General features: G+C 72.5%; 17 protein-coding genes. 9 read left to right on the top strand and 8 right to left on the bottom strand.

Annotated elements, in window-relative coordinates; translation table 11 throughout:
• Positions 1–121: 121 nt before the first annotated feature.
• From NQZ70_RS10815 to NQZ70_RS10830, 4 genes are all read right to left on the bottom strand, one after another.
• Positions 122–1,084, bottom strand: coding sequence for a hypothetical protein (locus tag NQZ70_RS10815; protein ID WP_129574153.1), 963 nt, complete (start codon positions 1,082–1,084; stop codon positions 122–124).
• The gene (locus NQZ70_RS10820; protein ID WP_129574154.1) at positions 1,084–2,367 is read right to left on the bottom strand and encodes a DUF3696 domain-containing protein; all 1,284 of its coding nucleotides are present in this window, start codon (positions 2,365–2,367) and stop codon (positions 1,084–1,086) included. Before NQZ70_RS10820 ends, NQZ70_RS10815 begins: the two co-directional genes overlap by 1 nt.
• Complete coding sequence (locus NQZ70_RS10825) at positions 2,357–3,508, bottom strand: DUF262 domain-containing protein (RefSeq protein WP_129574155.1); 1,152 nt, start codon at positions 3,506–3,508, stop codon at positions 2,357–2,359. Before NQZ70_RS10825 ends, NQZ70_RS10820 begins: the two co-directional genes overlap by 11 nt.
• A gap of 746 nt (positions 3,509–4,254) precedes the next feature.
• Positions 4,255–5,637: a sigma-54 dependent transcriptional regulator gene (locus NQZ70_RS10830; RefSeq protein ID WP_129574156.1), complete on the bottom strand. Its 1,383-nt coding sequence runs from the start codon at positions 5,635–5,637 to the stop codon at positions 4,255–4,257.
• A gap of 323 nt (positions 5,638–5,960) precedes the next feature.
• Between NQZ70_RS10830 and NQZ70_RS10835 the strand changes: the two genes are divergently transcribed.
• From NQZ70_RS10835 to NQZ70_RS10850, 4 genes are all read left to right on the top strand, one after another.
• Positions 5,961–7,109, top strand: coding sequence for a hypothetical protein (locus NQZ70_RS10835; protein WP_129574157.1), 1,149 nt, complete (start codon positions 5,961–5,963; stop codon positions 7,107–7,109).
• A 57-nt stretch (positions 7,110–7,166) separates the two neighbouring features.
• Positions 7,167–8,537: a metallopeptidase family protein gene (locus NQZ70_RS10840; RefSeq protein WP_129574158.1), complete on the top strand. Its 1,371-nt coding sequence runs from the start codon at positions 7,167–7,169 to the stop codon at positions 8,535–8,537.
• A gap of 163 nt (positions 8,538–8,700) precedes the next feature.
• Positions 8,701–9,201, top strand: a complete 501-nt coding sequence (locus NQZ70_RS10845) for a hypothetical protein (protein WP_237245215.1) — start codon at positions 8,701–8,703, stop codon at positions 9,199–9,201.
• 57 nt (positions 9,202–9,258) lie between these two features.
• The gene (locus NQZ70_RS10850) at positions 9,259–10,293 is read left to right on the top strand and encodes a peptidyl-prolyl cis-trans isomerase (RefSeq protein WP_129574160.1); all 1,035 of its coding nucleotides are present in this window, start codon (positions 9,259–9,261) and stop codon (positions 10,291–10,293) included.
• An 88-nt stretch (positions 10,294–10,381) separates the two neighbouring features.
• Here NQZ70_RS10850 and NQZ70_RS10855 read toward each other — a convergent pair whose 3' ends face one another.
• Both NQZ70_RS10855 and NQZ70_RS10860 read right to left on the bottom strand, forming a co-directional pair.
• Entirely contained in the window at positions 10,382–11,188 is an 807-nt protein-coding gene (locus NQZ70_RS10855) for a hypothetical protein (RefSeq protein WP_129574161.1), read from the bottom strand.
• Positions 11,189–11,567: 379 nt separating this feature from the next.
• Positions 11,568–12,197 (bottom strand): hypothetical protein, encoded by a 630-nt coding sequence (locus tag NQZ70_RS10860; protein ID WP_237245216.1) that lies wholly within the window; start codon positions 12,195–12,197, stop codon positions 11,568–11,570.
• A gap of 132 nt (positions 12,198–12,329) precedes the next feature.
• Between NQZ70_RS10860 and NQZ70_RS10865 the strand changes: the two genes are divergently transcribed.
• The 3 genes from NQZ70_RS10865 to NQZ70_RS10875 are packed head-to-tail and all read left to right on the top strand — an operon-like array spanning position 12,330 to position 13,891.
• The gene (locus tag NQZ70_RS10865) at positions 12,330–12,623 is read left to right on the top strand and encodes a 4a-hydroxytetrahydrobiopterin dehydratase (protein ID WP_129574162.1); all 294 of its coding nucleotides are present in this window, start codon (positions 12,330–12,332) and stop codon (positions 12,621–12,623) included.
• Positions 12,624–12,650: 27 nt separating this feature from the next.
• Positions 12,651–13,475 carry a ribonuclease III gene (gene rnc, locus NQZ70_RS10870; RefSeq protein ID WP_129581274.1) on the top strand — a complete coding sequence of 275 codons (825 nt, stop codon included), beginning with the start codon at positions 12,651–12,653 and terminating at the stop codon, positions 13,473–13,475.
• Positions 13,472–13,891 (top strand): hypothetical protein, encoded by a 420-nt coding sequence (locus tag NQZ70_RS10875; protein WP_129574163.1) that lies wholly within the window; start codon positions 13,472–13,474, stop codon positions 13,889–13,891. The genes rnc and NQZ70_RS10875 overlap by 4 nt, the downstream gene beginning before the upstream one ends.
• A gap of 40 nt (positions 13,892–13,931) precedes the next feature.
• On the opposite strand, the gene NQZ70_RS10880 is transcribed toward NQZ70_RS10875, so the two are convergent.
• A complete protein-coding gene (locus NQZ70_RS10880; protein WP_237245217.1) occupies positions 13,932–14,996 on the bottom strand; it encodes a hypothetical protein in 1,065 nt (354 codons plus the stop codon).
• Positions 14,997–15,269: 273 nt separating this feature from the next.
• Here NQZ70_RS10880 and NQZ70_RS10885 point away from each other — a divergent pair, with 273 nt between their 5' ends.
• The gene (locus tag NQZ70_RS10885) at positions 15,270–15,788 is read left to right on the top strand and encodes a tRNA (cytidine(34)-2'-O)-methyltransferase (protein ID WP_044987962.1); all 519 of its coding nucleotides are present in this window, start codon (positions 15,270–15,272) and stop codon (positions 15,786–15,788) included.
• 76 nt (positions 15,789–15,864) lie between these two features.
• Positions 15,865–16,380, top strand: coding sequence for a hypothetical protein (locus NQZ70_RS10890; protein ID WP_129574165.1), 516 nt, complete (start codon positions 15,865–15,867; stop codon positions 16,378–16,380).
• A gap of 139 nt (positions 16,381–16,519) precedes the next feature.
• On the opposite strand, the gene NQZ70_RS10895 is transcribed toward NQZ70_RS10890, so the two are convergent.
• Positions 16,520–17,026: a CarD family transcriptional regulator gene (locus tag NQZ70_RS10895; protein WP_012234339.1), complete on the bottom strand. Its 507-nt coding sequence runs from the start codon at positions 17,024–17,026 to the stop codon at positions 16,520–16,522.
• Positions 17,027–17,231 lie beyond the last annotated feature (205 nt).

Consider the following 17,231-nt stretch of genomic DNA (forward strand, 5'->3'; position numbering starts at 1 on the left):
GACCCCCTCCGGCGCTGGCGTCGGGCCTGCCGCGCGGTGGCGAGGAAGTTCCTCGGGATCAGGGCGCCGTCCTCGCGACGAGAGCTGCGTCGCTTCAGAGCGCGCTCGCTGTTGCGCGCGATCAGCGCTTGCCGCCGGGCAAGAGCAGGTGCTCGCCGCAATGGCCCACGTACACGACGTGCCGATCTTCCACGACGTCCGTCCAGACGTGGATGCGCGTGCTAGCGCCGGGCTTCGCGTGCATGTCGAAGTACTGTTCGCCCCGACCGGGGACGACGAACGTGCGCTGCCGCTTGCAGGTGGGGCTGCGGGCGACCTCGCCGCTCTCCCGGGACATCGGGACGCCGCTCGCCTTGTGGTAACGCTCGGCGGCCAGCTCGCGGGATAGCCCTTCGTCGAGCGCTGCGGCGTAGATCGCGAGGTCGACCAGCGCGCGGAACAGGGTGGCTTCCGGGCAGTCAAGGTTCCATTTCCGCGCGGCATCGCGAGCTCGATCGAGGACGATGAGCCGGCTCTCCTGCTGTGCGGCGGCTTCGAGCGTCGCGAGGGCGCCGACGAGCCCGCAGGTCGCCAGCTCGCTCAGCCGGTGGAGCGCCTCGGTGCTGCTCCTGAAGTTGTCGACCTCGGCGATCGCGTCGCCGTATGCGAATCGGTACCTGGGCTGCGAGAGATCGGAGCGGGGATCGAACGACAGCACCCACGGCGCCGTGGAGGGCGCCGTGAGCGCGTGCGCGGCGAGGTGCCGCATCGCCTCGCGCCGCCACGGAGGTTCGGGAGGGAGCGCGGGGTCGTCCGAGAGCAGGGAGACGTCTCGCTCGATCGGGAGATCGGTCACGAACGGGCCGCTCAGCAGCCGGAGCAGCAGGTCGATGAGCCGGCCGCGTTCGACGTCGTTGCGGTGCTGGTTGGCCCACGCGATGAACAGACCCTCACCGGTGGCCTGCTGCGCGAGCGCCGGGTGCACGTGCATCGGATCGCCCCCGAGGCGTCGCTGCACGTCCTGCAGGGTGACGGCGACCGGGCCGAGATCCGCGCGGTAGGCCATCCCTTCCACAAAGTCGTGGTTCAGCAGCACGACCGGCATCAGCGGAGGAGCTCCGCGAGATCTATGGCGGCCTGGTCGAAGAAGCCGCGCGGCCAGCGCAGCGCGCGTCCGTGTGGGTTCAGCTCGATCTCCTGGACCAACGTCCGGCCGGCTTCCTGGCTGAAGAAGCTGATGGCGACGTCGTCCGGCGGCAGCCCTTCTTTGACGGCGATCTGCGCGGCCGTGACGAGGTGCTCGCTGTGCGTCTCGATCACGACCTGGCGTCCCTTGCGGGCGAGCTCGATGAAGAGGCTCGTCAGGCGATGCTGCGCGCCGGGATGGAGGTGCGCCTCGGGCGTCTCGATGAGGAGCAGATCGCCGGGGCGGGAGACGAGGCACGCCGTGACGATCGGCAGCGCCTGGGAGAGCCCGAGCCCCACCTGCCCGAGCCCGAGTCGCTCGGCCGAGGGTGTGTCGATCGACAGCGTGAACCCGAGGCGGGCGGGTGCGTCGATCTGGAGGGCGAAGCTGCCTTCGAAGAGGTGGGACCACCACGCGTTGACCGCAGGGAGGATAGGCACCACCGCGTCCTCGTGTGCCTTCCCCGGGATGGCGACGTCGGTCTGCTGGGTACGACGCCGGAACAGGAGCTCCGCCGTGTGCTCCCCGTACCGGCCGAGCGGCGGGCCGGCTACGGACATGCGCGGCGTGTAGAGCGGCTGCGGCGGAGCACGGAAGGGACCGACGTACTGCGTGCGCGAAGCATCAACGAGGCTGAAAGAGATGCGCCTCGTCAGGTACGTCCCTGACCGTGAATGCAGCTGGCGCACGTCGATGGTGCCAGGGTGGACGAAGACCGCGCTCCCGCTGTGCTCGCGCCGCTTCTCGGGAGGCTCTTGCCCGATCGCCGCGGTCTCCTCGCTCCAGGCAAAGCGCTCGCGCTCTAGGACGAGCCGCCCCGTCACTCCGCCTGAGGCATAGTCGAGCTTGTGGACCCGCGCGGCTGCGAGCGCATCGTCATCCGGTGGCCCGAGCTCCCACAAGGCATCGCGCCCATTTCCGTTCGGAGTCTGTCCGTTGATGCCGATGGCGAAGCGGCGCTGGTCCAATGGACGGCTTGCGCTGACGACGTCGTCGAACCGGCCGAGATCGCACCATGCGCCGCTCAGCAGCAGAGCGTCGCCGCTCGACGCCTGCTCCGACTGAACGAGCGCGAGCAGCGCCTGGATGACGGAGCTCTTCCCTGCGTTGTTGGGCCCCGCGAGGATCGTCAGCGGAGCGAAACGCACCGCCGTCGGCTGTTCGAACGAGCGGAAGCCTTCGAGCAACACGCTACGCAACATGTGCGAGCTCCTTCATCCAGAGATCGAACCGCGTTCGAACGGAGCTCGTCGACTGCGTGGCGAAGGTGATCGAGTCGCGGAACGCTTCCTCGCCGGAGATCGCCCGGAAGCGATCCCGAACGGCCTTGATTCTTCTGGGCGGCAAGGACTTCCCTGCGGGGAAGAACCGATCGAAGCCGGCGATGATGACCTCGACGAGCGGGCCGTTGAGCTGCCGCGCCCACGAACCATCCGAGGGCTTGTAACGGCAGAAGGCATGATCCTCGAAGACGGTCTTCGTGTGGGTGAGGGCGTGCGTCAGCCTGCGCTCCAGCGCGTGGCGTTCGTCTTCTGTCGAGGCGTTCAGCCGCTTGAGCTCGTCGTTCAGGAAGCTCTTCAGCTCGCCGGTGTAGCGGTCCATCCCGAGATCGAGGAAGGCGATGGCACGGAGCACGAGCTCGTCCGCCCTCATGCGTCTGTAGCCCCGGTTCAGGCCTGCGACGTCACGAAACGAGCCGGGCGATGCGTCGTTGGCGAGGCGCTTGATGAAGTCGAGGCCAGGCCCTCGGTAGAGGCAGTTGCGGATCTCCTGGGCGTTGAGCGCAACGGCCCCCTCGTTCACGCGCTCGAAGATCTGGAACTTTACCTGTTCGTCCGTGCCCGGCTGGACGATGAAGCAGGTGAGCGGTGTGTTTTCGAACCGGCGCTGCACCTTGCCGTCGAGATCCTTGAAGTGCTTCTTGTTGAGGTCCGGGAGCAGCTTGAGCCCGCTCAGACGGAACCCTCCGTCGAGAAAGCTGAAAAGCGTAGTGAGGCGCTGCTGGCCGTCGATGACGAGCGTCTCCTCCTCGTTCTCCTCGGAGAGGTAGAACACCGGCAACGGGAGGCGCACGAGCACGGACTCGACGAGCTTGACCTTGCGCCAGTAATCCCAGACGAACTCCCGCTGGAAGTCCGGATCGAGGCGGAGCACCCCGTTCTTCCAGCTCCGGTGCAGCTCGAAGATCGAGCGCTCGACCTTGGAAATCTGGAGGGGCCAGCTGGCGGGTTGCCGAGGCTGCGTCTCGTCCGGCGACGGTTCCTCTTCCTTCTCGAGGAGGTCGTCCTCCTGACCCGCGAAGGGGGCATCGAGCTCCCGGTCGAGCACGCGCGCCGTCGTCATGGCGCATCTTGTGTTTGCGTGAGGGAGGAAGGCAAGCCGCCGGCCGAGGCGCTCGGTCGTGTGGTGTCGTGCGCCGGAAGGTAGCTGGGGAGCCCTCGGGGAACCGGAAACGGTCCGGGGAAGGCAGCTGGGAGCCCTCGGCGAACCGGAAATGGTCTGGGGGAGGTAGCTGGGGAGCCCTCGGGGAACCGGAAACGGTTCGGGGGAGGCAGCTGGGGAACCCTCGGGGAACCGGAAACGGTCTGGAGGAGGTAGCTGGGGAACCCTCGGGGAACCGGAAACGGTCTGGGGGAGGTAGCTGGGAGCCCTCGGGGAACCGGAAACGGTCTGGGGGAGGTAGCTGGGAGCCCTCGGCGAACCGGAAACGGTCTGGGGGAGGTAGCTGGGAGCCTTCGGCGAACCGGAAACGGTCTGGGGGAGGTAGCTGGGAGCCTTCGGCGAACCGGAAACGGTCTGGAAAGGACGTCCGTAGCGCCGAGGGGAGGGTCTGCGCGGCGGCCGCGGGCGGGCGCGGCGAGCACCGACCGAGGTGCCATCAGGTCCCAGCGGGCTCCGCGTCTCAGGCGCGCCTTGTGTGGCGCGCGACGAAACGTCCCAGGTGGCAAGGCCCGAAGGGAGACATGCCGGGCGGTGTTCTCAGCGCAAGCTCCCCCGTCCCCGCCTCGGCGGATGGCCGAGCGCCCACCCGCGGCCGCCGCGCAGACCCTCCCCTCGGCGCGGGCTCCCCGGCACGGCTCCGTCGCCGGCTACTCCTCGTCCGCCTCCCCCTTGTCCCCGCGCAACCCGAGCGCCTTGCACTTCTTGTAAAGGTGGCTCCGCTCGAGCCCGAGCCCCCGCGCCGTCGCCGCCATCTGCCCTCCGTAGTGGCCGAGCGCCTCCTCCAGGATGGTCCGCTCCGCCTCCTCCGCGAGCACCCGGAACGGCACCCCCGGCCGGAAGATCCCGCCCTTCATCGCGGCCTGCTGCCCGCCGAGGCAGACCTTCACGTCGCCCTCGTCGATCGTCTCGTCCGGCGTCAGGATCACCAGCCGCTCGATGATGTTGCGCAGCTCCCGCACGTTCCCCGGGAAGCTGTAGGCGACGAGCATCCGCATCCCGCCCTCCGTGAACGCCATCCCGGGCCGATCGTTCGCCTGCGTCGCGAGCGCCAGGAAATGCCGCGCGAGCAGCGGCACGTCCTCGCGCCGCGCCCGGAGCGGCGGCAGCGACAGCGGCAGCACGTTCAGCCGATCGTAGAGGTCCGGCCGGAACTGCCCCTCGCGGCACGCGGCCTCGATGTCGCGGTTCGTCGCCGCCACCACGCGCACGTCGACCTTGAGCGTCTCGTGCCCGCCCACGCGCTCGATCTCCCGCTCCTGCAGCACCCGGAGCAGCTTCGCCTGCATCGCGAGCGGCATGTCCCCGACCTCGTCGAGGAACAGCGTCCCGCCGCTCGCGCGCTCGAACTTCCCCCGCCGCTGCTTCGTCGCGCCCGTGAACGCCCCCGCCTCGTGCCCGAACATCTCGCTCTCGATGAGCTCGCTCGGGACCGCCGCGCAGTTCATCTTCTCCAGAGGCCCGCGCGCCCGCTTCGACGCCGCGTGGATCGCGCGCGCGACGAGCTCCTTGCCGGTGCCGCGCTCGCCCGTCACGAACACCGTCGCGGTCGCCTTCGCCGCGCGCGCGATCTGCTCGCGTAGCTCGTGCATCGCCCGGCTCTCGCCGATGAGCTCGCCCACCTGGCCGGTCTGCGTCCGGAGCGCCTTCGCCTCGGCCTCGGCGCGGACCAGACGCAGGGTGTTCTCGAGCACCAGGAGCAGCCGATCGGTCGACAGCGGCTTCTCCAGGAAGTCGATCGCGCCGAGCCGCGTCGCGCGGACGGCGGCGTCGACCGTCGCGTGGCCGCTCATCATCACGACCGGTATCTCCGACCCCGCGGCGCGTACCCGCTGGAGCAGCTCGACGCCGTCGCCGTCGGGCAGCGAGACGTCGAACAGCGCGATGTCGTAGCTCCGCTTCGCCAGCTTCTCCTCGGCCACGCCGACGCCGCCGGCGACGTCGACCGTGTAGCCCTCGAGCGACAGGGCCTTCTGCAGTGTCGTCAAGATCGCCCGCTCGTCGTCGAGCACCAGCACATGTCCGCGCGGCATGCCTGCCACCGTAGCGCGGAACCGCCGCGGCCGACGCCCGACCGCCGCGGCCGACGCCCGACCGCCGCGGCCGACGCCCGACCGCCGCCCCGCCGCGCAGGAGAGTGCGTCGAGCGCGCGTCGGCAGCGACAAGAACCCGTGGCGACGGCCCGACGCGCGGGCGCCGCTGCGCCACCGGCGCCGCCCCGGAGCGCGCCGGGACGCGCAGCGCCGCGCCCCCTTCGCCGCGGTCCGTGACGCAGCGACCTCCGCCGCGCCTCCGTCGTGCGCGACATGGAGAAAGGGGCTCCGGCGCCCGTGCGCTATGGTAGCTTGACGCAGGATGTCTGCCGACGGTCCGGCGACGGCGGAAGGAGATCTGGAGCGAACGCCGTTCGCGCACCTCTTCGTCTATGCCGTCGACCACCGGCTGACCGGCGCGCTCATCCTGGTGGAGCCCACCGGCGCCGAGCACACGCTGCGGATCGTCCGGGGATCCCCGGTCAAGATCCGCCCGAGCGACGGCTACGCCCGGCTCGGCGAGATCCTGCTCGAGGAGGGGGTGATCTCCGCGGACATCCTGTCGGACGCGCTCGCGACGAGGGGCCTCCTCGGCGACGTGCTGCTGCTGACGGGGCTCCTCGACGCCCCGACCATCGACTGGCTCGCGCAGGTCCAGTTCGTGCGGCGGATGGTGCGCCTCTTCGACCTGCCTCCGGAGACGAAGTACCGCTACTTCGACGGCCTCGACGTGCTCGCCGACTGGGGGGGCGATCCAGCGAAGGTCGATCCGCTCGGGCTCCTCTGGGCCGGGCTGCGCGACCACGGCGAGCGCTCGACGCGGCTCCACCGGACCCTCGAGCGGATCGAGTCGGTGCCCCTCCGTCTGCACCCCGCCCTCGAGCCCGGCCGCTTCGGCTTCGGCGAGGGCGAGCGCGCCGTGCTCGACGTGGTCCAGAGCTCCGCGCCCTCGCTCCCCGCGCTCATCCGGTCCGGGGTCGCGCCGGAGTCGACGGTGCGCAAGCTCATCTACGCCCTGGCGATCACCCGCTACCTCGATTTCGGGAAGGGCATCCCGGTGGGCGCGGAGCCCTCGTCGAGCGTGCCCCCGGCCAGCGCGGCGAGCCTGTCGCTCGGGCGCATGCAGCTCCGCCCCACCGTGCATCGCGTGGGCGCCGCCGCGCCGGATCCGGCCGGCGACGGCGAGCGCGCGCCGGTGCTCGGTCGAGGCCGCCGCCGCGATCGCATGTCCTCGGAGCCGTCGCCGGTGTCCACCGTCGCGGGGACGTCCCCGCTCAGCGGAGGCTCGCTCTCCGCCGCCGTGGCAGCCGAGCTCGCCAGCGCCGCCGGGATCGCCAGCGCCGCCGGCATGGACAGCGGCCGGCCGCCGCGCGAGCCCTCCGGCGCCGGCAGGGACCGCGACGCGTGGGGCTCCTCGGCTCCGCCCGGCGAGGGCGGCCCGGGCGGCTCGCCGGCGACCGAGGACCCCTGACGACGGCGGCCCGCGGCGCTGGAAGGCGCGCTCGCGTTTCTTTATAGGCGCCGAGCGATGCCGAGCCCCGCGCAACGCCCGCTGCCCGACCAGGTCCACCTCCCCTCCGGCACCGTCGTGCGCCTCTCGGACACCGCCGCGCGCGCCGAGGCCGCGGCCATCTTCGGCGCTCCCGGCGGCCGCGGCGGCGGCGAGCGCTCCTCCGTCGGCAGGTGCGCGCGCGACGTGCAGGTCCTCGCGGGCCCGTCCGTCCTGGCCGACGCGCGCGGCGCGCCGCTGGATCCGCTCGACCTCCCGCTCGCCGACGCCCATGTCCTGCGCGCGCTCCTCGCGTCGGCCGGCGTCGTCCCCGAGGCGCCGGGCGCGTACACCTGCGAGAACTGCGGCGCCCCGTTCGAGGTCGCCCCGTCACGCCTGCTCGAGATCGGGCCGTTCACCGACGGCGAGCTCGACGATCCAGAGCTCGATCGCCCGTTCGATTTCGGCGCGCTGCACCCGATCCCGGCGCTGCGCGTGGGGCGCGCCGTCTGCCGCGGCGTGCGGTTCGCCGAGCGGACCGTGGAGGAGGCGATGCCGCTGCTCCGCCTGTCCGGCGAGGGCGCGCTCCGGATCACGCCGTCGCTCGTCGTGGCCATGGGGATCGCGGCGATCGGCCGCGAGCGGCGCACGAAAGTGATCGCCGACGCGCTCGCCGCGGCGCCGGACGAAGCCTGGGCGGCGATCGTCGACCTCTACCACGAGGCGCGCTACCCCGCGCGGCTCGTCGCGGTCCACCGCTGCCAGGGCTGCGGCGCCCGCAACGATCTCGACGTGCCCCTCGAGCGCGAGCTCGCGCACGCGCCGCTCCGCGCCCCCGAAGCGGGCGCGGACGATCCCGAGGAGCAGCCCGGCGCGCCGGCGGGGAGGGCGGGCGCCTTCCCGGATCTCGACGCCTTCGAGGCGCGCATCCGCGCGGCGGCCGAGCGCATCTACGCGGCCCGCGGCGTGCGGAACATCGATCTCTTCATCGACGCGGGGGTGCCCGCCTGCGACGACGGCGGCGAGCCGCTGCTCGGCTGCTACACGCCCGGGACGCCCGCGGACGAGCTCGGGATCGCTCGCCCTCCGGAGATCCGGATCTTCTACCGGACGTTTCGGTCGGAAGCTCGCGCGGACCCCGGGTTCGACGTCGACGCGGAGATCGCCGAGACGATCGACCACGAGGTGACCCACCACCTGCACCACCTGGCCGGCAGCGATCCGCTCGACGACGAGGAGCACGCGCACATCGAGCGCGAGGAGCTGCGCCGGATCGGCCACGCCGAGGCCGCGCGGCGGGCGCGGCGCGGCGCGCTCTCGGATCTCGCCGGCTTCGCGCGCGCGACGTGGCCGGTCTGGGTGATCGCCGCGGTCGGAACGGCCCTCGCGTGGTGCGAGGGCGGACGCTGACGCTTCGGCACCGCGCCCCGCGCCCCGCGCCCCGCGCCCCGCGCGCCCCGCGCTCGCCGCTTTCTTCGAAGCGGGGGATGAGCTGTTTATACTGCGGGGACAGCAACAAGATGTGCCGGGGAATGCCGGCTCCTCGAGCGCCGCTGTGCTCCTGCCGAGGATCGTGAAGACGAAGAGCTCGCCGGCCGCCAGGGCCGGATCCACCAAAGCGCCCCGTCCTGCCAAGCGGAACGGCGATGCGCAGAACCGCCGGGGAAGCCCGGATGCGGTCGAGAAGCGCCGGGCGGCGCGCCGGTTCAACGAGCTGCTCCTGGGCGGCGGCGGCCGCGCCGGCGACGGCCGCACCGAGCGCCGGCGTCGGCGCCTGCTCGCCGAGCTGGCCGAGGGCGTCGCGCGGCGCGGCAAGCGCGCGCTCAAGCCGATCGACGTCCTGTCGCGGGTCGAGGAGCTCCTCGAGCTCGGCGAGCCGCTCGCCTCGATCCGCAAAGCGTGCCCGCCGCCGCCCCCGGTCGAGGTGACGGCCGAGCTCGTCGAAGGGCTGCGGCACCTCCACCGCGCCTACGGCTTCTCCGCGGACGTGTACCGGTTCGTCGGGCTCGACGCGCACGCCTTGCGAAGGGCGGGGGTGCTGCGGGGCAGCGGAGAGCAAGGCGCGTCCGCCTAGGGCGCGCGCCGCGGCGCGGCTTGACCTTGCCCGCCCGCGCGGGGATAACCCGCTTCGATGCGCGCGAGAACGGTGAAGCTCTCCCTCGCCGCGGCCGCCGTGGCGGCCGTGGGCGCGGCGTCGACCGGCCTGTCGCCCCGCGCCGAGGCGCAGACGCCGGCCGGCGGCGCGGCGGACGCGGTGGTGGCGCGCGTCGGCGACCGGGTGATCACGGCGCCCGAGGTCGAGCGCAGGCTCGCGCAGATCCCTCCGTTCCAGCTCCAGAGCTTCGGGCGCACGCCGGAAGAGATCCGGAAGAGCTTCGTGAGCCAGGTCCTCGTGCGCGAGCAGCTGCTCGCCCAGGGGGCCGCCGCGCAGAAGCTCACCGAGCGCGCCGACGTGCAGGATCGCATCCGCAGCGTCCTGCGCGCCGCGCTGCTGCAGCGGCTCCAGGCGGAGGCGGCGGCGAGCTCCCCGGTGACGGACGAGGAGGTCCGCGCCTACTACGAGGCCCACCGCGACAAGTTCAGCTCCCCGGCGATGGTCGCGCTCTGGCGCATCCTCGTCGCGACGCGCGAGGAGGCCGAGGCGATCCTGGCGGAGCTCAAGAAGGACCCGTCGCCCCAGCGGTTCAAGGACATCGCGCGCGAGAGGTCGCTCGACAAGGCGACCAGCATGCGCGGCGGCGATCTCGGCTTCGTGGCGCCCGACGGCGCCACGTCCGAGCCGGGGCTGAAGGTCGCCCCGGGGCTCCTGGAGGCCGCCGCCCGGGTGAAGGACGCGGAGCTCGTGCCCGAGCCGGTGCCGGAGGGCGATCGCTTCGCCGTGCTGTGGCGGCGCCAGAGCCGGAGGCCCGTGAGCCGCTCGCTGGAGCAGGAGGCGCCGTCGATCCGCCAGATCCTCGCGCACGGCAAGGCCGAGGCGCAGGTGAAGCAGCTCCTCGAGCGCCTGCGGGCGCAGGACGTGTCGGGCTATGCGCCCGAGCTCGTCGACCTCATCGACGTCACCTCGACGGGCGATCTGCAGCCGCTGAAGCGCCCGGGCACCCTCGCGAGCAGCCGCCGCCCGGGCGCGCCCCCGCCATCGCCTGTGCCGCGCAACGACATGCGCTGACCGCGGCGACCGGGCGCGGAGCGCGGCGACCGGGCGCGGAGCGCGGCGCCGACGACTTCGGGTCGCCGCGATCGACCGCGGGCGAGCGTCAGCTGAAGGCGACGGCGAGCGCGATGGCGGCGAGGCCGGAGGCGATGGTGAGCGCGAGCGCGGCGATGCTGCCGGCGCGTCGGGCGCGCGCTGCCGCGCCGGGGTGGAGCGCGTAGACCCCGAGGAGCAGCGCCGTGGAGGCCCTGCCCGGCACCCGGAGCGAGGCGGACAGGAGCTGCTCGGCGCCCTTGACGCCGCCGGTGACGAGCATGACGAGCGCGCCGAGCGGGCCGGCCATGAGGTCCCAGCCGCACGCGTAGAGCCCGAAGCGGATCGCGCGCCGTCGCTCGGGCCGCGCTCCCTGGCGGCGCGCGCCGAGGTCGAGCGCCGCCCCGTGCAAGGTGTGCGCGAGCACCATCCACACGGTGAGCCCCGGGACGCCGAGCGCGAGCCACTGGAGGGCGCTCTCGCGCGCGGCCGGGTTCCGGGCGAGCTCCAGCGTCAGGCCCGGCAGCGCCAGCGCGGCGATGGGCAGGAGCGCGACGATCATCGAGAGGATCGCGAGCGCCTCCGCCAGCAGGGCGAACCGCATGGCCGCCGAGATCGCGCCGTCGGGGATCGCCGCGAAGAACGTCTCGGCCCCGAGCGTGGTCGCCTTCGAGGTGGCCCAGAGCCGCGACCAGACCCCGTCGATCGTGCGCTCCCAGGGGATGATCGCGACGACCCCCGAGCCCTCGTCGGTCGCCGCGGAGCACCCGGCGCAATCGGGCTGGCCGCAGCACGCGCAGAGCACCGCCGCGGGGACGTCGAACACCTCGTCGTCCCGCGAGAGCTCACGGCGTACGCTGGCAGATTTCTTGGCCATTGCGCACCTTCGAGGAGCGGACGGAGGCCACTCCCACCAAGGTTACGTCGCACGAGCTGGCCTGTCGACCCGAGACGCCCCCGGGCGCGCTCGTGGTCGTCCTCGTCGTCGTTCTCGTCCTTCCCGCCCGCGCGCCGGGCGCGCCTCCGCATGCGCGCCGGGCGCGCCTCCGCATGCGCGCCGGGCGCGCCTCCGCATGCGCGCCGGGCGCGCCTCCGCATGCGCGCCCGGCGCGCGATCCTCACCGGGCGCCCCGCGCGCGATCCTCACCGGCACCCTCGCGGCTCGGGATCGGCGCTGCGCTCGGAGCGGAGCGCGTCGCGATGCCAGAGATCGGCCGTCGTTTCCTGTCCTGCGCCACGCGCCGCGCGCGGCGAGCTCAGTGCAGCACCTCGTCGCCCCGTCGCCGCTGTCCCGTGGGGAGGTCGTCGATCTTTCCCCCGAAGAACGCCGCGGTCGCCAGGGCGAGGAGCGCGATCGCCCCGGTCGCGTAGAGCCCGTACCCCCACGTGAAGCGGACTGGACGGAGCAGCGTGCTGGCCGGCGTGAACAGCAGGCGCATCGCGACGGTGGTGAGGGCGACCGCGGCGAGGAACGCGACGGCCACGCGGGCGCCGCGCATCTTGTGGATCGAGCGCCGCGTCAGCACGAGCGGGATCATCACGAAGAACGCGACCGCGGGGGCCCACATCCACCCGAGCCTGCGCGCGAGCCCGAAGCCGCTGAGCTCGCGGAGCTCCGGGGCCGTCTCGTGGATCCACGGCGCGAAGAACGCCGCGAGGCCGAGGACCGCGAGCGCGAGCAGGGCCCCCCTGCCGCGCCCGGCGTAGGTCCACGGGAGCGGCTCCATGTGCGGCGGGAGCGGCTCGTCGGGGTCCTCGTGGAGCGCCTCGTACGAGGGGGGGAGCTTCGAGAGCGCCTCCAGCCGGAGGCCGCAGGCGGGGCAGGTGGGCGCCTCGCTGGCCTCGAACATCTCCCGGCAGAAGGGGCAGGCGTAAAGCCCGGTCATCGCGGCGGGAGGTATAGCGCACAGCGGCCGAGCGCGCGGCGAGCGGCGGACGTCGCGCGGCAGACGGCGCGCGGCGGCGAGGTCCGCATTCGGGGTTCCACCGAGGCGGGGCTTAGCTCATAGTTGCGCCCCATGGGCAAGCGTGATCGGCTCGCGGGCGATGAGATCGCTGGGTTCGTCGCTGCTCACCCGGGCTGGGTGCAGGCGGGCGAGCGGCTTGAGCGGAGCTACTCGTTCCCGGATTACGGGGCCGGCGTGGGCTTCGTGATGCGGGTCGCCCTCCTGGCCGAGCGGCGCGACCATCACCCCGACATCGAGCTGTCGTGGGGCAAGGTGCGGGTCGCGTGGTCCACGCATGACGCTGGCGGTCTGACGGCGCTCGACCTGGAGCTCGCCGAGCTGACCGACCGCCTGAGCACGGGCTGACTCCGGGCCGTGGGCAAGGTGCTGGCGATGCTCCCGAGCGAGCTGCTGCGACGTCTGGACCTGGGGCTGGAGGGGGAGCTGCCGCACCTCGAGGAGGCGCTGACGCACCCGAGCTTCTCGAACGAGCAGCGGGGCGGCCGGCGCGTGGACAACCAGCGCCTCGAGTTCCTGGGGGACGCCGTGCTCGGGCTCTGCGTGACGGAGCTCCTGATGGAGCGGTTTCCGGGGGCGCGCGAGGGGGAGCTCTCGATGATGCGCTCGGCGCTGGTCAACACGGACGCGCTCGCGGCGTGGGCGCGGGGCATCGAGCTCGGCGCGGCGCTCCGGGTCGGACGCGGCGCGGAGGTCGCCGGGGAGCGCGACCAGACGAACGTGCTCGCCGACGCGGCCGAGGCGCTCGTCGCGGCCCTCTACCTCGACCGCGGCTTCGAGAGCGCGCGGGCGCTGAGCCGGAAGATCGTCGCGAGCCCGCTCGCCCAGCTCGCGAGCGGCAGCATGCTCGGGCGCGACGCGAAGAGCGAGCTGCAGGAGCGCGTGCAGGCGCGCGGCGCGGCGTCGCCGCGCTACCGGCTGATGGGCACGGAGGGGCCGGACCACGACCGCGCGTTCCTCGTCGCCGTGGAGGTCGACGGCCAGGTCATCGGCACCGGCCGGGGCCGGTCGAAGAAGCTCGCGGAGCAGGCGGCCGCGCGCGCCGCGCTCGTGGCGTGCGCCGCGCCGGAGCCCAGGGCCGCATCCGATGAACGAGCGCCCGCCGAGGCCGCGAGGGGCGCGCCCGAGGGCGCAGGGGCCCCGCCAGCCGGCGGGATCTCCTCCGAGCAATCCGTGAACGACCGAGGACCCAGCCGATGATCCGTCACCTGTTTATTGCCTTCACCTTCGCGCTCTGCTCGCTCTTCGTCGCGCTGCCGGCCTGGGCCGGGAGCTACCTGGACAGGGCGAGCCTGCTCCTCGAGGAGGCGCGCAGGGAAGGCGACATGCTGCTGCCGCGCACCCATGACAAGGAGCTCATCATGGTGGTGCACGCGCTCGCCGAGGCGCGCGCCCGCGTGGCGAGCAAGATGGAGTGCCCCGCCTCCGTCTCCAGGGCGCACCCGCACCTCCTGCTCGTGCTCGAGAACAGCGAGCGCGCCGCCGACGCGGCCGCTCAGGGCAACTTCAAGAAGTTCATGGAGCACCTGACCGTGGCGCGGAACGAGGACCGCGCGTTCCGGGCGATCCTCTCCGAGCTCGGCTACGCGCTGCCCGATCTGAGCTCGAAGCGCTGAGGGGTCCGCTGCCGCGCCGGGCGTCCCGGCGCGGCGCGCGTCAGAACACGGCGCCGAGATCGAGCGCCAGGGTCCACTGCGACCCGAGCCCGGCGAACTTGTTCTCGCCGTTGATCTCTTGCTTCGAGCCCTGGTTTGCGTCCTCGGGGCTCACGACGTCGGTGACGAAGTGCGCGCCGAACTTGACCATCTGGAACCGCAGCTGCGCGCCGAAGTGGAGCCGGTGGCGCGTCATGCGCACGGCGTCGAACACGACGGTGTTGTTGAAGTCGGCCTGGGAGCCGCCGTCGCACACCGGCTGGCCGTCGTGGGGGAGCGTCTCGCCGTTCGAGCCCGCCACGGGGTTCGCGGGCGAGTTCAGCCCGCGGAAGTTGCAGTAGCTCACGGCGTCGGTGTTCGGGGTGAGATCGATCAGCCCCGAGTCGCCGAAGATGTGGATCCACTGGTAGCCGGCGTACGGGGTGACGACCACGGTGCCGCCGATCGGCAGAGGCTTCGAGATCTGCGCGTCGAAACCGGCGACCGTCAGCTGGAACTCCTCGGTCCCGGTGACCGTCCGGACGCTGCCGCCGACGGCGAACTCCGGGAAGATCGCGGGGACCCCGCGGCGGAACCCCTCGAACAGCGCCCAGCGCACGTCGGCGCCGCCGCTCACGAGGCTGGTGTTGGCGAGGAACCCGACCGCGCCGGTCAGCTCGAACCCGAACGGAAAGCCCTTGCGCACCTTGAGGGAGTAGTGCTGCAGGAACGAGTCCGGGCTCCGGTTCTCGATCGAGGACTGCCCGCTCGCCGGATCCGGCGGCCCCTGCGTGCCGCGCTTCCAGTAGTCCGCCTCGCTGTCAATCTTCGTGTAGTCGGCCTCGATGCCGATCTCGAACCCGCCGTAGCCCGTGGTCCGCGCCGAGTGCATCGCCGAGGGCGCCACCGCGAAGCCGTACTGCGCGATGAGCTTCGCGAACGCCGCGTCGTCGGTCAGGCAGCGCTCGTAGCCCGACGCGGGGTTGTAGTAGACGCCGTGGTCCGGCCCCACGACGCGGCACGGCGCGGGAGCGACACCAGCGCTCGGAGCCCGGTCGCGCACGAGCCGCGCGAGCGCTGGGTCCATGGAGTCTGCAGCCGCCAGCGAGGACGACGCCACCCCTGCGAGTGCAATAGCCGATGCGATCCAGCACGATGCGCGCATTCCGTGTCTCCGAGGCGGGAGGCTACGTGTCCGCTCGTACAGCCGTCAAGCGGACAGAGGCGCCTCGGACGGTTCCGCTCGCGTTTTGCGCGCGGCGCGTGGGCCGGCACCCTGCGGCGGCGGTGAGCCTGCCCGCGCGCGCGATCCCTCCGCTCTGGGCTTGCGGCGCGCGGGCGCGTCGCGGAAAGAGAGGGCGTGCTCAAGGATGGTCGCCCCCGGCTCCGCGCGGCGCCGCTCGATCCGCCGTTCCGGATCGTGCTGGTGGAGCCGGAGATCCCGCAGAACACAGGCAACATCGCGCGGCTCGCGGCTGCGACGCAGAGCCCCTTGCACCTGCTCGGGCGGCTGGGGTTCCGCATCGACGAGCGGAGCGTCCGCCGCGCGGGGCTCGACTACTGGCACCTGGTCACGCTCGAGCAGCACCTTGACATCGCCCACTTCCGCCACCGGCACCCGAACGCGCGGCTGCGCCTGTTCAGCGCCGTGGCGCAGCGGAGCTACCTCGACGCGGACTTCCGGCCGGGCGACGCCCTCGTCTTCGGCAAGGAGAGCGTGGGCCTCGATCCCGATCTCCTCGCCCGCATGCCCGACGACGTGTTCGGCATTCCCACGCTGGGCCCCGTGCGTTCCCTCAACCTGGCCAACGCGGTGTCCATCGTCCTCTACGAGGCGCTCCGCCAGGTGGGCGCGCTCGCGGGCGCCGCGCCGGGGTGAAGCCGCGAGCCGCGGCGGGCGCGCGGCGGCGGCGCGCGGTGGACGCCGGCGGGGCGTCGTTCTAAGGACGGGGGCGATGCTCGCGCACCGGCAGCACGCACGGCACGGCGGCGGAGGGGCGGCCGCGCGCCTCGTTCGGGCCGGCGTGGCCATCGCGCTCTCGGTCGCGGCGCTCGCCTCCGCCGGGTGCAGCAGGCGGCCCCCGAACGGCACGCCCGACGGCGCCGTCCGGGAGCTCGTCGTCCGCCTGCGGCAGCTCCACGGCGATCCGGCGGACGCCAAGGCCGCCTTCGAGCTCCTGTCCCGGCGCGCTCGGGACAACCTGGCCGCGCGCGCGCAGCGCTACAGCGCGGCGACCGGCAAGGCGATCGCGCCCGAGGCGATGATCACGCCGTCCCGCTTCCTCCTGCGCTTCGAGCCGCAGCGGTACGTCGCCCAGATCGCCGGCGCCCACGCCCTGGTGGACGTCGCCGGCCTGCTCCCGGGCGATCGCGCCCAGATCCCGTGCGTCTACGAGGACGCAGGGTGGCGCGTCGATCTCGCGCTGCCCCAGCTCCCGCCCGTCCAGAAGCGGCCGGGCAGCGATCTCTGAGGGCGCTCGACCGCCAGGGCCGCCGCGGGCCGCGGCGCGCTGCCCCTGCGCGGGATTTCCGGCCCACAAAAGCCCGGAGGCCGGCAGTGCCGGCCTCCATCGGCAGCGGCCGCAGGGCCGCTAACCATGAGGGTTCGCCTCAGTTGGCGAGAAAGATCGCCTCGATCTCGGTCTTCACCTGCTCTTCCGTCTGGCCCCGGGCGATCGCGATCTCCTTGACGATCAGCGTCCGGGCGGTGTCGAGCATGCGGCGCTCACCGAACGAGAGTTGCTTGTCCGTCTTCAGGCGGTAGAGGTCGCGGAGCACCTCCGCAACGTCGTAAATCGACCCGGTCTTGATCTTGTCCATGAAACCGCGGTAGCGGCGGTTCCAGGTCTGATTGTCGAACGCGATGGTGCGCTCGCGGAGGATGTCGAAGATTTCCCGGATTTCCTGCTCAGAGATGACCTGGCGAAGGCCGACCGCGCTCGCGTTGCTGACAGGGACCATGATCTTGCGATCCGTGTCCAGGATGCGGAGAACATAGAATCGCTGGCGGTTTCCAGCGATGTCCTTCTCCTCGATGTTGACAACCTCCGCAACGCCTTGGGCCGGGTAGACGGCTTTGTCGCCCACCTTGAACTGGATCTCCGAACGAGCCTGCATATCGTCTCCTTTGCCTTCCACCCCGCCGTCTCTTTATTTTTTCGTCTGCCTCCCGAAATCCTCTTCGGGAAGCGTCCGTTGAACATGCGGTTGAACCTGGACCCGCAGAACCGACACACACCGTCGCGCATTCCTAGAAAAGATCGATGAGCCGCCTCTCGAGACCGCTGTGCGAGAAGCAGAAGCGCGAGCACCACCGCCATGA

The sequence above is a fragment of the Sorangium sp. So ce836 genome (assembly GCF_028553905.1).
Taxonomy (GTDB): Bacteria; Myxococcota_A; Polyangia; order Polyangiales; family Polyangiaceae; genus Sorangium; species Sorangium cellulosum_D.

What these genes read in the sequence shown, in the direction of transcription:
- NQZ70_RS10855 (WP_129574161.1), bottom strand. Translation starts at nt 11,188, where the DNA reads ATGGCCAAGAAATCTGCCAGCGTACGCCGTGAGCTCTCGCGGGACGAC.
- NQZ70_RS10825 (WP_129574155.1), bottom strand. Translation starts at nt 3,508, where the DNA reads ATGACGACGGCGCGCGTGCTCGACCGGGAGCTCGATGCCCCCTTCGCG.
- NQZ70_RS10860 (WP_237245216.1), bottom strand. Translation starts at nt 12,197, where the DNA reads ATGACCGGGCTTTACGCCTGCCCCTTCTGCCGGGAGATGTTCGAGGCC.
- NQZ70_RS10850 (WP_129574160.1), top strand. Translation starts at nt 9,259, where the DNA reads ATGCGCGCGAGAACGGTGAAGCTCTCCCTCGCCGCGGCCGCCGTGGCG.
- NQZ70_RS10840 (WP_129574158.1), top strand. Translation starts at nt 7,167, where the DNA reads ATGCCGAGCCCCGCGCAACGCCCGCTGCCCGACCAGGTCCACCTCCCC.
- NQZ70_RS10865 (WP_129574162.1), top strand. Translation starts at nt 12,330, where the DNA reads ATGGGCAAGCGTGATCGGCTCGCGGGCGATGAGATCGCTGGGTTCGTC.
- NQZ70_RS10815 (WP_129574153.1), bottom strand. Translation starts at nt 1,084, where the DNA reads ATGCCGGTCGTGCTGCTGAACCACGACTTTGTGGAAGGGATGGCCTAC.
- NQZ70_RS10830 (WP_129574156.1), bottom strand. Translation starts at nt 5,637, where the DNA reads ATGCCGCGCGGACATGTGCTGGTGCTCGACGACGAGCGGGCGATCTTG.
- rnc (WP_129581274.1), top strand. Translation starts at nt 12,651, where the DNA reads ATGCTCCCGAGCGAGCTGCTGCGACGTCTGGACCTGGGGCTGGAGGGG.
- NQZ70_RS10835 (WP_129574157.1), top strand. Translation starts at nt 5,961, where the DNA reads ATGTCTGCCGACGGTCCGGCGACGGCGGAAGGAGATCTGGAGCGAACG.
- NQZ70_RS10875 (WP_129574163.1), top strand. Translation starts at nt 13,472, where the DNA reads ATGATCCGTCACCTGTTTATTGCCTTCACCTTCGCGCTCTGCTCGCTC.
- NQZ70_RS10880 (WP_237245217.1), bottom strand. Translation starts at nt 14,996, where the DNA reads ATGGACCCAGCGCTCGCGCGGCTCGTGCGCGACCGGGCTCCGAGCGCT.
- NQZ70_RS10820 (WP_129574154.1), bottom strand. Translation starts at nt 2,367, where the DNA reads ATGTTGCGTAGCGTGTTGCTCGAAGGCTTCCGCTCGTTCGAACAGCCG.
- NQZ70_RS10890 (WP_129574165.1), top strand. Translation starts at nt 15,865, where the DNA reads ATGCTCGCGCACCGGCAGCACGCACGGCACGGCGGCGGAGGGGCGGCC.
- NQZ70_RS10895 (WP_012234339.1), bottom strand. Translation starts at nt 17,026, where the DNA reads ATGCAGGCTCGTTCGGAGATCCAGTTCAAGGTGGGCGACAAAGCCGTC.